Below are 12,857 nucleotides of genomic sequence, written 5' to 3' on the forward strand. Positions count from 1 at the left end.
TTTCAGGAGATCAAGCCCATGAACCGCGAATTCCTCCGTGCGAATCTGTCCACGCTTGTCGCACATGCCCTTCCCAAGAACGCCCGCCAGTTCCAGTGCAGCGTCTTCGATGATCAGCCGCAGCGCAACACCTTCGGCTTGAGGATCGATCCCCAGCCCGCTGAGGGGCCGGTGGTCGCACTCACCGAAGAAGCCTTCGTCATCAAGACCGGCCGCACACGCTTTGTCGCGGTGGACCGGGTGCTTGCCACCCTTTGCCCCGCCGTCGGCGACAAGGTCCGGGCCACCCCGTACATCCGCCGCGACTTCGCCGGCGAACGGCTCGATGCGCCCAAGGAGGTGAGCCGCCAGAACAGCGATGGCCAGAACTACACGATGATGACCGTCACCCTGGGTGGCAACACGCTGCGCATTCCCCTCCCGGCTACGCCTCGCTGCCCCTACCTGGCGGATCTGGTGGAGCAGTTGGAGATCATGCCCACCCCGGACGGCCAGCGCACCGTGGCCAACCTGCTGGTGGATGCCAGGGCCCGGCAGATCGAAATCGTCGATCCGGACGATGAGCACCTCTTCGCGACGCCGCCGGAGATCAGTTTTGCCATTGAAACCGGCAAGTTCAGCGGCCGCATCGCGGTGCTCTACGACCGAGGTTACGACCTCTACGTCGTGGAACTGCGCGCGAACGACAGCGTCGTCATGCGCATCGAGGAAGTGGATGTCACCAGCTTGGCCGAAGTCATGGCCGACCTCATCGACGATGGCGAGTGGCGTCGCATTCGCGTCGAGATCCTCGGCTCCGGCCGGGGCGTCAAACGGGACACGGCGAAATGAGCGCGCGCTGCATGACTTCGCCCGCGAGCCTGGAACAGGCCGAGCACATCATCCGCCTGCTCCTGGCTCAGCGAGAGTCCTTGCTCCACGCCTTGTGCACCGCCCTTCCCTTCGTGGAGGATGCCGAAGATGACCCGTGCTTCAAAGCCGGGCACGTCCAGAAAACCGTGCGGGACCTCCGCCAGGTCATCGCATCGACGGACCTCGCCATGGTTCCAGACACCGCACAGGAAGTCACTGGCGCACTCGGTCTGGATAAAGACGTCCCTATCGACGAACGAAAGGAGCGAGCGTGATTCATCCCCTTCCTCCACAAGGCGTGGCCCCCGAGGTGACTGAGCGCAACCTCTTGGGCCTGATCATCGGATGTCTGGTCGCACGCTGCTGGACCACGGATCGGATCGTGAAGAACACCGTCACCAAGATGTTCATGACGGTGGTCGGACCCAAGCAAGCCGACATCTGGGTCGCGCGCAGCCGCGAATCCGACCGCTACCTGCTCACGGGGCAGTACCAGAGCCAGGGCAACAATGCCCTGTAGACGTACTGGGCCTGGATTCCCTTCACGGCCGGTGAGCGGGAGGTTACCCACGCGGTGGATGACTATCTGGCCAGGGTGGAGCATGCCATCGGCGAAACGTATGCCGTAAGGCTCCTGAAGCACCGCGCACCTCAACCTGGCGCCTGAACAAACGACCGTTACCCGGCCCGTATTGCCTACCCGTGCAGCGCGGACAACGTCCCGCTTCGCTTCCCCAGCCCCGCATCGTCAAGATCGCGGGGCTTTCTTTCGCCCGCACGAACCCGCTTCATGAGTAGGCTGGGCGCAACGCATCACCGGCCATACAGAATGTGCCATATTGCGAAACAGACAATGCGACCCTTTCTCGCCCATTTCCGCCTATGGATGCCATCCCCCGCTCCCTGCTCCACGGTTCCCGCCACAAAGCCCTTGAGCGGTTTGATCCTTTTCATGGAGACGAGGACTGGCCCTTTGGTCCCGCCCTGTACCTGACGGAAGACCCGGCCGTAGCAAACTGCTACGACCGCGGAGCCGGTGCCATCTATGCCATCGAACTGACGGGTAACAGCCAACTGACCATTCCGATGAATGCCTCCTGGAAGGATCTATCGGTCGATGCGAGGCTTGCCATCAAGAAGCTATTCAATGCGGCGAACCAGCCCCTACCAAGCGGCATCAACAATGCCCGAGCGATTCTGGACAGCATCGAACCCGCGATGAACAAGCGCCAGCGCAACGAATTTCTGGCGGCCGAAGGAATATGGATGCTCTTTGGGCACATTGACGCCATGGAGGACAGCGGCCTGTGCGATCGAGGCATTCAGTATGCGCTGCTCAGCGACGCCGCCATCACCGCTCAGCGGCCATGGGAAGGCCCACGACACACCCTGTAGATGGCGCCCCGTCTGTCAAACCCTGACGAAGTCGACATCACCGTAGTGCTCAAACGCACTCGACTTCCAATGCCGGCACTTCGCCCTGTCCCTCTGGGTCGAGAAGCGCCGGCTCATTCGTTACGGCGGACCCTGACAGCACGTGCTCGGCGATCTCCGTCGGCGCGCGTTCCGCCAGCGCATCCAGGCATTCGAGAACACAAGCCGGGTCGACTGCGGCCAACTCCGCCCAGCGCCGCACCTTGTCGGCCAACGAGGCCAACTGGCTGATGCCCGGCGCCCGCGCGCACACGATCGGCACGATCCGCCCTTCGAGTTTCGTCTGTGCCGCGCCCGCGAGCAGCCTGGCAATGGCCGCACGATCAACCGCATGGCGGTCTTCATCCGCCACCGTCCAGCGCACGCGCACATGCGCCCCTTCGATGCCATGGCTGGCCGCGGCTTCGCGCAGGGCCTCCAGGTCGGGCCGCCCCTCGAAAACGATGTCGATGGTGCGGCGCGCCGGCGTTGGTATCAACGCGCACACCGCGTCTTCGGGCGCCACCTCCCACAGCAGGAAACCCTTATCGCCCGGCTCGCCATAGTGGAACCGGCCGATGGAGCCCGCGTAGGCGATGCACTGGCGGCCGGCCCCACTGTCCTGTTCCCAGCATTGGTGCCGGTGGATATGGCCCAGCATCACGGCCTGGGTCTCGGCGCTGAACAGCACGCCAGTGGTGAACTCGTGGTCGAAGCCCGCCATCGGCACGCCATGTTCGCTCATGCTGCCGAACACCGTGCCGTGGGACACGGCGATCGTCGGCACACCGCGCGCCCTCGCCAGCCGGTTGGTCGGCGCGAAGCCCCGCAGCAGCAGGGCCAGGTGTTCGCCGATGGCCTGCGCCGCTTCGGCGGCACCGACGGTCGCGGCCACCACGGCCTTGTTGATGGTCGGCACGCAAGTCAGCAGTGCCCGAGCACCGGGCGGCACGGCCTCGAAACGCCAGCCGGCAGAGGGTAGCCATTCGCCGCCCGCCGTCAACGCCACCTGTTCGATCCGGTCGGCCACATGGACCGGATGGCGTGCCCCCAGCAAAGCGAACACGGCGAGCGTACCGGGCGGCTCGTGCGAGAAAGTCCCTTGCAGCATCAGCACGGGGCAATGGTCGGCCAGGCGGCGCACCTGGGCGCACAGCCGCCGCGTGGCGGGTTCGTGCAGGTCCAGGCCATGGTCGGTAGCGTCCCCCGAGATGACGGCAGCCTCGACGTCCTCGGCAATCGCGCGATCGATGGCCGCGCCGAAGCAACGGTCGGCTTCTTCCAACGTCTCCGCGCCGTAGTGCAGATCGGAAAAATGAGCGATGCGCATGGTCAAACCCTCCCGGCCACGGCGCCTAAGGCGCAGTCGATCTTGTCGGCGTAGCCTTCCGGATCGTTGGCGAAGCGCTCCATTTCGTCCCAGGCACGGCCGCGACCGTGGAGGTTGATTTTCCAGCCACGCCCCCAGCGCCGATCGGCGTACTGCTGGAAGCGCCGCGCATCCAGGCCCATGGCCTCGGCCCGCCCCAGCAACTGCTCGAGCGTGGGATTGCCTGGCCGCATGGGTGTTTCGACGGCCTCGGCCGCGGCCTTCGCAGCGCCTGCGACGGGCTTGTCGGGCTCCTCGACGGGATGGGTGGCCACCACACCTTCCAACACCTGCTCGGCCCGGCTCGCCTGCATGATGGCCGCCTCCGTATCCTCACCATCGCGCAAAAGTGCGGTCACATCGATCGGCGCCTCCAACTCGATGATCCACTGCGGCACGCGCACGGCGCGCCCGCTCTCGTCGATATGCGGCACATCGCGCAGCACCTTGGTGATGTGGAAAGTCTCGCGCGAGCGGCCAAGAAACCCCGAGATCCGGCCGCCCCGCATGTGGCCGATGGCCTGGAAGCGCTGGATCGCGTTGCTCATCGCGTAGAAGCTCGTCGTCGGCAGTTCCAGCGCGCTGATGGTGCGGATGCCTGGGATGAAGAAAAGGAAGCGGCCGGTCAGATTGCACTGGCGCGCCTGGTACTCGGGGCAGGATTCCGGATTGCAGATACCGCCGTTGTCTTCGCGCAGCATCGTCTTGCGCCCACCGAAGATGCGGATCGTGCGCCGCCCGGTCTGGTCCAAAGGGATCGGCGCATGGCGCATGCAGTGGCGCATCTGGCCGTCGGCCGAATACTGCGACCAGAAACGCTTCTCATGGGTGCCCCAGGCAGCCAACTCGTGGGGCATGACGCTCTGCCAGTGGTCGGCTGGAAAGACGACGGGAAAGCGGTACAGGCGCCTTCCTTGGCCGCGGTCCTCGCCGTAGGCATCGATGATTTGCCGGGCCAGCTCCGGGTTCGGGAAATCCTGCGCCCGGACGGTGAACCAGGGCACATTGCGCGGCACCAGCGGTGACTTGAGTTGCGGCAGCGCTTCCTTCAGGGCACGTTCGATCTGCTCGAACGAGTGCCCTTCGGCCACGCCCTGTTTGTAGATCTCCCTGGCCCCGGGCACCTCGGCGGCCTTCCTGGTGAGGACCATGATGCCGGGACGGATCTTGCCGCCGGTCGGGATGCGGGCAGCGCCCTGCCCGAGCAGGGTCGGCAGCGCGGCGGGGCCGCCCTGCACCGTGACGACTACGTTCGTCATGAGTTCGCTCCTTTAAGAATTTCGGCATGTGCCGACGATTCATGCTCTCAAGGAGCGGGTACATTTCAAGCCCGCGAAACGGCCTCAAGACTCGAGGGAGCAGTTGACTGACTCTCACGTCGTGTACACGACCCCCTGGGCATGAAGGTAGCCCTGCAGCGCGCGTGTGATGTCCTCCTCCAACGATGCTTGGGCAACACCGGCCGGAGGGGAGAGCACAGCCGCGTGGACGAGGCTTTCACCCATCGTGAGCAAAGTGCTCGACACGAGCATCGCACGGTCGTCGGCCAACGTGGTGTTGACGGTCTGCAGCCAAACGGTCACCGCACGCGCCAGCCGGGTCGTGGCGTCGCTTTCCGAGCGCGGATAGGCGAGCTGGGGCAGTTGTTCGTGCAACAAGCGCTGCAGCCGACGGTTCTCGCCGTGCAATCGCACGCAACTACGCACCACGGCGGCCAAGGTCGAACCGCTGCGCCGATCCGTTGCGCTCTGTGCGCACATTGCTTCCAGCATCGCGGATGCCACCGTCTCGATGTGGCGTTCATGCAGCGCCGTCAGCAGCGCGGCCTTGTCCGGAAAGTACTGGTACAGCGAGCCGACGCTCACGCCCGCCAACTCGGCGACTTCGTTGGTGGTCGCCCGCAGGTAACCACGGCTTTCGAAAACGCGAGTTGACGCTTCCAGAATCGCGTCCACCGTGGCAACGGAGCGAGGTTGCCGCGGCTGGCGGCGCGGTGCCCGAGGGCCCAACAGCACGCCATCGGCATGCGAGTTGGCGGCAGCGCAGGCGCTGCCTAAAGTGTCGATACCTTCCCTTGAATTGCCGACCGTCCGACGCCCACCCATGAAGAAGCTCCTTCCACCCGTACTGTTCGCGCTATTTTCCTGCGCCATTTTCGCCTTGGACTCGCTGTGGGCTGGGGACTGGGTCCGGCCTCTGATTGCACCCTACCATCATGCGGGCTGGTTGCCTCTGTTGCTGGGCGCGGTGTTACTGGCCTGCGCGCGCATGCAGTTCGCCAGGGCTCGAACCAATATCTACACCTTTGACGAGCCGGGCAGCCTGGTGACCAGCGGCGTTTTCGCGATCAGCCGCCATCCGATGTATCTCGGTTTCACGTCCGTGCTCTTCGGACTCGCGCTGCTGCTAGGCTCGGGGTTGGGACTGCTGCTGGCGGGGTGCTTTGCCTTCATCGTCGACCACTGGTACATCGCCTTCGAGGAACAGTGGCTGCGCTCGAAGTTTGGTGCAGCGTACGAGGCCTACGTCAGACGCACTCGACGTTGGTTCTGAGCCGGGTGCCGATTGCGCCGCTGACGAGATCAGGCACATGCCATGGGCTAGGAGTCTGTCGGGCTTGAGCCTGAGCGCAGTTGATTGAGGCAGGCGCTGCGTTTTTTGAGCCGGCAAGGCGGTGTTCGAGTGGCATCGGCGGCAGCCGAGGTTCCTGGAGGATCCAAGTCCCGGGCCTGGCGCGCATTGATGAGGCGATGTGGCCGCACTTTGCCTGCCCTCATGCCCCGCGCAGCACGTGCATGCATGCGTTTGATGTTCCACGCCATGGTCACCAGATTCCACTCGCCTTGGGCCTTGTGCAGCCCGCGCATGCTCATCTGGCGCCAGCCCATGACGTGTTTGATGATGCCAAACACCGGCTCGACCGTCTGCTTGCGCAGTTTGTACAGCGCTCGCCCAGCCTGCGTGCCCAGTTGATGGGCCATGCGCGTGAGCGGGTCTGTCGTCTCGGGCGTGGGCGCATCCGGGGCGAAGCGCTCCATCACCGGCAGGTGATGACTCTCGCGCTTGATCGCCAGCAGCGGCGCGATGCCCGCGTCTTGGCAGGCCTGCACATTGGCCTGACTGCAGTAGCCGTTGTCCGCCATCAGCGACTGCACCTGCCCCAGCACCTCGGGCAGGGCCTGAACGGCTTCGATCGTGGGCTGCACTTCACGCTTGTCATTGCAGGCCTGGCTGACATGGGCGGTGACCACCAGCATCGTGTCGGTGTCCACGCCAGCCTGGGCGTTGTAGCTTTGCTCGAAGCCCCCGCCCGAGACCGGCATGATGCGCGACTGCTCGTCCGTCAGGTTGACCTGATCGCTGTCCTTGGGGCCGGCCTGCGGCGGTTCAGGATCCTTGCCTCGTGGCTTCTTGCCCGCCTCGCGCTGGGCCTGGCGCTTGGCCACTTTGGCATCAAACTCCTGCTGCTCGCGCTGGTGGCGCTCGGCCGCTCGCTGCTCGATCTTGGCCTTGGCCTGCGCCAGGGCGCTCAGGCGGTCTTCGCGCCGGGCGATCTCGGCCGGCACGTCCATGCCGTCGGGCGTCGCCTGGGTGTCGCTGCGCTCGGCCAGCGCCAGCAAGGTCTGTACTTCCTGGCGCAGTTGCGCTTCGATCCTGTTGGCATGCGCCCACGACAAGGCCTTGTGCTTGCTGGCGTTGGCCTCGATCTTGGTGCCGTCCAGCGCGATGTGCCCGAGCTTGAGCAGCTTCATCTCGCGCGCCAGCACCAGCACCTGCACGAACAGCGCCTCGATCTGCTTGAGAAAGCGCCGCCGGAACGTCGCCAGCGTGTCGTGATCCGGGTGCGTGTTGGCCGCAACGAACCGGAAGGCCACCGAATCGTAGGTCGCGCGCTCAATCTTGCGGCTCGAATGCACGCCGCTGGCGTAGCCGTAGACCAGCAAGCCCAGCAGCACTGCCGGGTGGTGCGCTGCAGAACCGCGCCCGCCGTACTGCCGGGTCAGCGCGCTCAGATCCAACTGCTCGATGACCTCCACCACGAAGCGCGCCAGGTGGTTGGCAGGCAACCATTCGTTCACCGACGGTGGCAGCAGGTACGCGGTGTCTCGGTCAACGGCAACGAAGCGGCTCATCGGTGGCGATCAACATCAGTGGGTGCTGCTGATTGTCCGATCCTCATCGTCCCGGCGGAAGGCTGGAAAGCCCGACAGACTCCTAGACGACACCCGCCCCTCACTCCAATCGGACTCGACAGATCATCTCTCCACTGAAGCGACAGACCGAATCCGCCAGGCCTTCACCCGTTGCTGCGCCGCCCACATCGCCCGGTAGCGCCCCTCCCGCGCCAGGAGTTCATCGTGAGTGCCTTGCTGCACGAGCCTGCCGCCATCGATGACCAGAATCCGGTCAGCCGCCGCGATGGTCGAAAGCCGATGGGCGATGACGATGACCGTGCGGCTCGCTACCAGCGTGTCGATGGCCTGCTGGACGGCCAGCTCGCTCTCGGTGTCGAGCGCCGCCGTGGGCTCATCGAGGATGACGATGGGCGCGTCCTTGAGCAGGGCGCGGGCGATGGAGATGCGCTGGCGTTCGCCGCCCGAGAGGCGTGCTCCGATGTCGCCCAGGCGCGTGTCCCAACCCTGCGGCAGGTGTTCGATGAAGTCCAGGCACTGCGCGGCGCGGGCGGCCTCGCGCACCGCCTCGTCGCTGGCATCGGGGCGGGCCATGCGGATGTTGGCGGCGACCGTGTCGTCGAACAGGTAGACGTCCTGGAACACGGTGGAGACGAGGCCATTGAGCACGTCGGGCTTTATCTCGCGCAGATCGACGCCGCCGATCAGGATGCGGCCGGCCTGCGGGTCGGCGTGGCGCATCAGGAGACGCGTGACGGTGGTCTTGCCCGAGCCGGAGGGGCCCACCAGTGCGGTCATGCCGCGCGCCGGGAGGTCGGCGCTGAAGTCGCTGAGCACAGGTGCGTCGCGCGCCGGGTCCTGGCCGGCGTAGTGGAAATGCACGCCTTCGAAGCGCACGCCGAAGCTTGTCGGCATGCGCACCGGTTCGCGCTGCGGCAGCGGCGGCACGGCCAGCAGCGCTTCGATCCGGTCGAGCGCCACCTCGACCAGTTCGACGATGTTGGTGTAGCTGAGGAAGTTGGCGAGCGGCTCGGAAAACCGTACGAGCACGACCAGCCACGCGGCAAGCAGGGCCGGCTCCAGCGTGCCCGCGGCCACCCAGCTCGCGCCCGCTGCGGCCGTGGCAAGCAGGCCCAGCTCGACCACACTGGCGAAGATCATCTTCGGCCCGGCGGACTTGCGCTGACCGATGGTCTGCACGCGCTCGACATGCGCGAACGAGACCTGCAGCGCGACGGCCTTTTCGCCCTCGCAGCGCGCGGCGCGCAGCACCGGCAGGCCCTGCGCGTATTCGACGATGTCGGCGTTGGCGCGCCGGTGCGCGTCTTCCAGCGCACGCATGCCGCGCGCCTGGTACGGGCGGCGCCAGCGGTACAGCGCGACGACGGGCGGATAGACCAGCAGCAGCGCAAGCCCGAGCCGCCAATCCACTGCCATCAGCGCCAGCGCCAGCACCGGCGGCATCACCACCACCTGCGCGATCAGGTTGGCCACGGTCAGGGTGTAGTTGAAGTTCTCGTCCACGTTGCCCAGCAGCGCGGCATTGAGTTCGCCGGCGCGCTTGTCCTGGATGGCTTCCAGCGGCATGCGGCGCAACTGCTCACCCAGCCGCGTGCGCAGCGCGTGGGTGGCGCGCGCCATGTGGCCATGGAAGTCGAAGCCCTGGGCGCGCCAGCGCAACGCCGAGGTGATCAGCGCCAGCGCCGCGAACGCGAGCAGCCAGCGCGATGCGGCGGCGCCATCGGGCGCGCGGTTTGCGCCGCCCAGCAGCGCTGCGAGCATCGGAAAGACGCAGGCCAGCGCCAAGCCCTGCACCGCGGCGGCGGCGGCCAGGCCCGCGAGACTGGCGCGCAGCGCGCCCGCCTCGCCTCCGGTGCTGCGCAGCAGGCGATGCAGCAGCTCACTCCAGGTGGCGAGCGGCGCAGCGGTGGTGACGGTCGCGACATTCATGGCAGGGCGCGCGCAGGCGCGGCGGTGAACGGTTGGGTTTCGCGATCATCCGCGCCGTGGACGTCCACGCGCGGCAGCGCACGCCACGCCCAGGCGATGTAGACGGCATAGGCCGCGCCGGTGAGGGCGAAATGTGCCGCGTAACCCAGGCGCGCTGCCGAAGCGCCGGCCAGCGCGCCGAGCACCAGGCCGCCCAGGCTCTCCGCGCACATCACGAGGGTGAGATCGGTGCCTGGCTGCCGGCCGACCACGGCGCGCGTGAAGATGGTGAAAAAGCCCATCGACGCCACACCGTCGGCCACCGCCTGCAACGCCGGCAGCAGCACATAGACCCAGTCCCATTCGATGCCGGGCATGGGCAGCCAGGTGATGCCGAAGCCGCTGCGGATGCACGCGGCCAGCAGGCCCAGCAGCAGCGCCACGACGAGGCCCGCTCCAGCCGCCACGCCGCGCGCGGACAGCCCCTTGCGGCCGAGCAGCCACGCGCCCAGCGGCGCGCCCACCAGTCCCCACAGCCCCAGGTTCACGGCGGTCATGAGGCCCACCTGTTCCAGCGTGACCCCGTGATCCACCCAAAAGCTCTTGACCATGGACTCGCTGGCGGCGCTGGCGCTCTTGAACAACAGCGCCAGCGCAAGCAGCGTCCACGGATGCGTGCGCTCGAAGAAACCGCGCAGGCGCACGCGCGCCGCGTCGCGACGGGCTTGCGGTTCGTGTGCGCCGTCGGCCGTCCGCGCCGCCGGCGGCGTCATCCGCAGCGCCACGGCAGCCACCACGATCATGGACAACGCGCAGGCAAGCATGAAGGCGGCCCAGCCCGCCGTCGCGCCCGCGAGCAGCAGGCCTGCGCCACCCGCCAGCATGCCGCCCGTGAAGCCTGCGAAGCGCAGGGTGTTGATGCGCGCGGCGCCGACGGCGCCCCGGCGGGCGATGGCATGGCGGTCGGTGGCGACGTCCTGCGTGGCGCAGGCGGCGGCCAGCAGGGTCAGCAGCGCCAGCCCGGGCAGGAACTGCGTGCGCAGGTCCACCACCGCCAGGGCTGCGTAGGCCAGCGCCGCGATGAGTTGCGTCGCGGCGATGACGCGACCGCAACCCAGGCGCACCGCAAGGCGCTCGACCGGCGCGGCCCACAGGAACTTCAGCGCCCAGGGCAGGAAGGTCAGGCTCACCAGGCCGACCGTGTCCAGCGCGGCACCGTGGCTGCGCAGCCAGGCCGGCAGGCCGAGCCAGGCCAGGCCGGTGGGCAGGCCCTGGGCGAAGAACAGAACGGCCAGCAGGGCGTCGTCGCGTCGATTGGATTGGGGGACAAGGATCGTCATGCGGGGGCTTTCGTTTGCAAGGTCGTGTGCAAGGTCCAGTGCTGGGCGCGCTCAAAGCCGGCCCACAGGCGCGCGTAGACGCCCCGCCCTGCCAGCAGCGCTTCGTGCGTGCCGGACTCAGTCAGCCGCCCGCGGTCGAACACCAGGATCTGGTCGGCGTCACGGATGGTGGCAAGGCGGTGCGCGACCATGAGCACGGTCTTTCCGCACATCAGGGCCGACAGCGCCTGCACCAGCGCGGCCTCGTTCTCCGGGTCGGCGAAGGCGGTGGCTTCGTCGAGCACCAGGATCGGCCGGTTCTGCAGGATGGCGCGGGCGATGGTGATGCGCTGGCGCTGCCCGCCCGAGAGGAACACGCCGCGCTCGCCGGCTGGGGTGTCGTAGCCGCGCGGCAGTGCGCTGATGAACTCGTGCGCCTGCGCCGCCGTGGCTGCGGCGATCACCTCGTCCATCGTCGCCTCGGGCAGGCCCAGGCGGATGTTGTCGGCGATGCTGCTCGCAAAAAGGAAGGTGTCCTGGAAGACGAAGGCGACATGCCGCATCAACGTATCGGCGTCCATATCGCGCACGTCCACGCCGCCGACGAGCACGCGGCCCGCGTTCACGTCCCAGAAGCGCGGGATCAGGCGCGCCACCGTCGTCTTGCCCGCGCCCGAGGGGCCGACCAGCGCGGTGACGGTGCCCGGCGCAGCATGAAAGCTCACATCGCTCAATGCCGGCTCGGCCGCGTCGGCGCCGTAGCTGAAGCTCACCTGCTCGAAGCGCACGCTGGCATCCGCCGGCTCGCGCGCTTGCGCCGCCGAAGGCTGCGGTAGCACGGGCAGTTCCAGCACCTGCTGGATGCGGCGCACCGAGAGCATGGTCTTGTCCACCAGGTGCATCAGCGTCATCAGCGGCAGCATGGCCTCGGCCACCCCCGCGCCCAGCAGCAACACGGCCAGCCAGGTGGCGAAGTCGAGCGTACCGGCCTGGAACAGCCAGCCGCCCAGCGCCAGCAGCACGGTCAGCGTGGGGAGCGCACTCATCGCCGCCATGCCGAAACGCGCGCTGAATGCTGCGCCCGCGTACCAGCGCACGAGCACGCCCAGGTAGCTGTCGAGGGCGCGCTGGTAGCGGCCGAAGGTGGACTGGCCGGTGTCGAAGGTGCGCACCACCGGCATGGCTTGGACGAACTCCACCACGGCCGCGCTGACCTGCTCGCGCGCCTCGTTGTACTGGCGCACCATCTCGGTCCGGTCGCGCATGGCCAGGCTCAGCACGGCCAAGCCCAACAGCACCACGCCCAGCGCTGCCAGCGCCAGGCGCCGGTCCAGCGCGAACATCAGCGCCAGGCTGGCCAACGGCGCCACGGCGGCGCGGGCAAACAGCGGCGTGCTGTCGGCCACGAACACGTGCAGCGCGTTCACGTCGTCCTGCATGACCTTGGCCAGCGCACCCGAGCCCAGACGCTGTACCTCGCCCATGGACACGCGCGCCGCGTGCTCCGCCACCCGCGTGCGCAGGATCGTCTCCAGCCGGAACGCGGCGTAGTGGGACTGGTTGAAAGCCGTGATGCGCAGCACCAGGAACAGCACCGTGCCGGCTGCAGCCAGCGCCAGCCCGGGCCAAGGCCCATGGTCCGGCGTGCCGGGCGCCTCGATTAGCGCGCGCACCATCCAGGCCAGCGCACCGAGCACGACGAACTGGCACAGCGTGGCCAGGGCGGACAGGGCCATGGCGAAGCGGATGCGCCCCTGCACCGGCTGCATGATCCGCCAGGGCGAGGCATGTGCCGATCGGCGCGTGGATGAAACGACGTCGCGCGTATCCAGCTCGGCAGCG

At 67.4% G+C, this 12,857-nt stretch carries 11 protein-coding genes and 1 pseudogene; 5 read left to right on the forward strand and 7 right to left on the reverse strand.

Annotated features, from left to right (window positions below):
* Window positions 1–18: 18 nt before the first annotated feature.
* From BA022_RS08820 to BA022_RS08835, 4 genes are all read left to right on the forward strand, one after another.
* Entirely contained in the window at window positions 19–831 is an 813-nt protein-coding gene (locus BA022_RS08820; RefSeq protein ID WP_228403762.1) for a GTPase, read from the forward strand.
* 11 nt (window positions 832–842) lie between these two features.
* Window positions 843–1,127 (forward strand): hypothetical protein, encoded by a 285-nt coding sequence (locus BA022_RS08825; RefSeq protein ID WP_088887247.1) that lies wholly within the window; start codon window positions 843–845, stop codon window positions 1,125–1,127.
* Window positions 1,124–1,372 carry a hypothetical protein gene (locus BA022_RS08830; RefSeq protein WP_148665163.1) on the forward strand — a complete coding sequence of 83 codons (249 nt, stop codon included), beginning with the start codon at window positions 1,124–1,126 and terminating at the stop codon, window positions 1,370–1,372. Before BA022_RS08825 ends, BA022_RS08830 begins: the two co-directional genes overlap by 4 nt.
* Window positions 1,373–1,734: 362 nt before the next feature.
* Window positions 1,735–2,247 carry a hypothetical protein gene (locus tag BA022_RS08835; RefSeq protein WP_088887249.1) on the forward strand — a complete coding sequence of 171 codons (513 nt, stop codon included), beginning with the start codon at window positions 1,735–1,737 and terminating at the stop codon, window positions 2,245–2,247.
* Window positions 2,248–2,296: 49 nt separating this feature from the next.
* Here the strand turns inward: BA022_RS08835 and BA022_RS08840 are convergent, their stop codons facing one another.
* From BA022_RS08840 to BA022_RS08850, 3 genes are all read right to left on the reverse strand, one after another.
* Window positions 2,297–3,595 (reverse strand): metallophosphoesterase family protein, encoded by a 1,299-nt coding sequence (locus tag BA022_RS08840; protein ID WP_148665164.1) that lies wholly within the window; start codon window positions 3,593–3,595, stop codon window positions 2,297–2,299.
* A gap of 2 nt (window positions 3,596–3,597) precedes the next feature.
* A complete protein-coding gene (locus BA022_RS08845; protein ID WP_088887250.1) occupies window positions 3,598–4,893 on the reverse strand; it encodes a recombination directionality factor in 1,296 nt (431 codons plus the stop codon).
* A gap of 114 nt (window positions 4,894–5,007) precedes the next feature.
* Window positions 5,008–5,589, reverse strand: coding sequence for a TetR/AcrR family transcriptional regulator (locus BA022_RS08850; RefSeq protein ID WP_187306042.1), 582 nt, complete (start codon window positions 5,587–5,589; stop codon window positions 5,008–5,010).
* 148 nt (window positions 5,590–5,737) lie between these two features.
* Between BA022_RS08850 and BA022_RS08855 the strand changes: the two genes are divergently transcribed.
* Window positions 5,738–6,187 (forward strand): methyltransferase family protein, encoded by a 450-nt coding sequence (locus BA022_RS08855; RefSeq protein ID WP_088887252.1) that lies wholly within the window; start codon window positions 5,738–5,740, stop codon window positions 6,185–6,187.
* Between the two features lie 230 nt (window positions 6,188–6,417).
* On the opposite strand, the pseudogene BA022_RS08860 reads toward BA022_RS08855, so the two are convergent.
* The 4 genes and pseudogenes from BA022_RS08860 to BA022_RS08875 form a co-directional block, all read right to left on the reverse strand.
* Window positions 6,418–7,767 (reverse strand): annotated as a pseudogene (locus tag BA022_RS08860) (IS1182 family transposase); the annotation flags it as partial.
* 123 nt (window positions 7,768–7,890) lie between these two features.
* Window positions 7,891–9,717 carry an ABC transporter ATP-binding protein gene (locus tag BA022_RS08865; RefSeq protein ID WP_088887253.1) on the reverse strand — a complete coding sequence of 609 codons (1,827 nt, stop codon included), beginning with the start codon at window positions 9,715–9,717 and terminating at the stop codon, window positions 7,891–7,893.
* Window positions 9,714–11,036, reverse strand: a complete 1,323-nt coding sequence (locus BA022_RS08870; RefSeq protein ID WP_088887254.1) for an MFS transporter — start codon at window positions 11,034–11,036, stop codon at window positions 9,714–9,716. The genes BA022_RS08865 and BA022_RS08870 overlap by 4 nt, the downstream gene beginning before the upstream one ends.
* Complete coding sequence (locus BA022_RS08875; protein WP_148665202.1) at window positions 11,033–12,784, reverse strand: ABC transporter ATP-binding protein; 1,752 nt, start codon at window positions 12,782–12,784, stop codon at window positions 11,033–11,035. Before BA022_RS08875 ends, BA022_RS08870 begins: the two co-directional genes overlap by 4 nt.
* Window positions 12,785–12,857 lie beyond the last annotated feature (73 nt).

This window comes from Diaphorobacter nitroreducens (assembly GCF_002214645.1).
Taxonomy (GTDB): Bacteria; Pseudomonadota; Gammaproteobacteria; order Burkholderiales; family Burkholderiaceae_C; genus Diaphorobacter; species Diaphorobacter nitroreducens.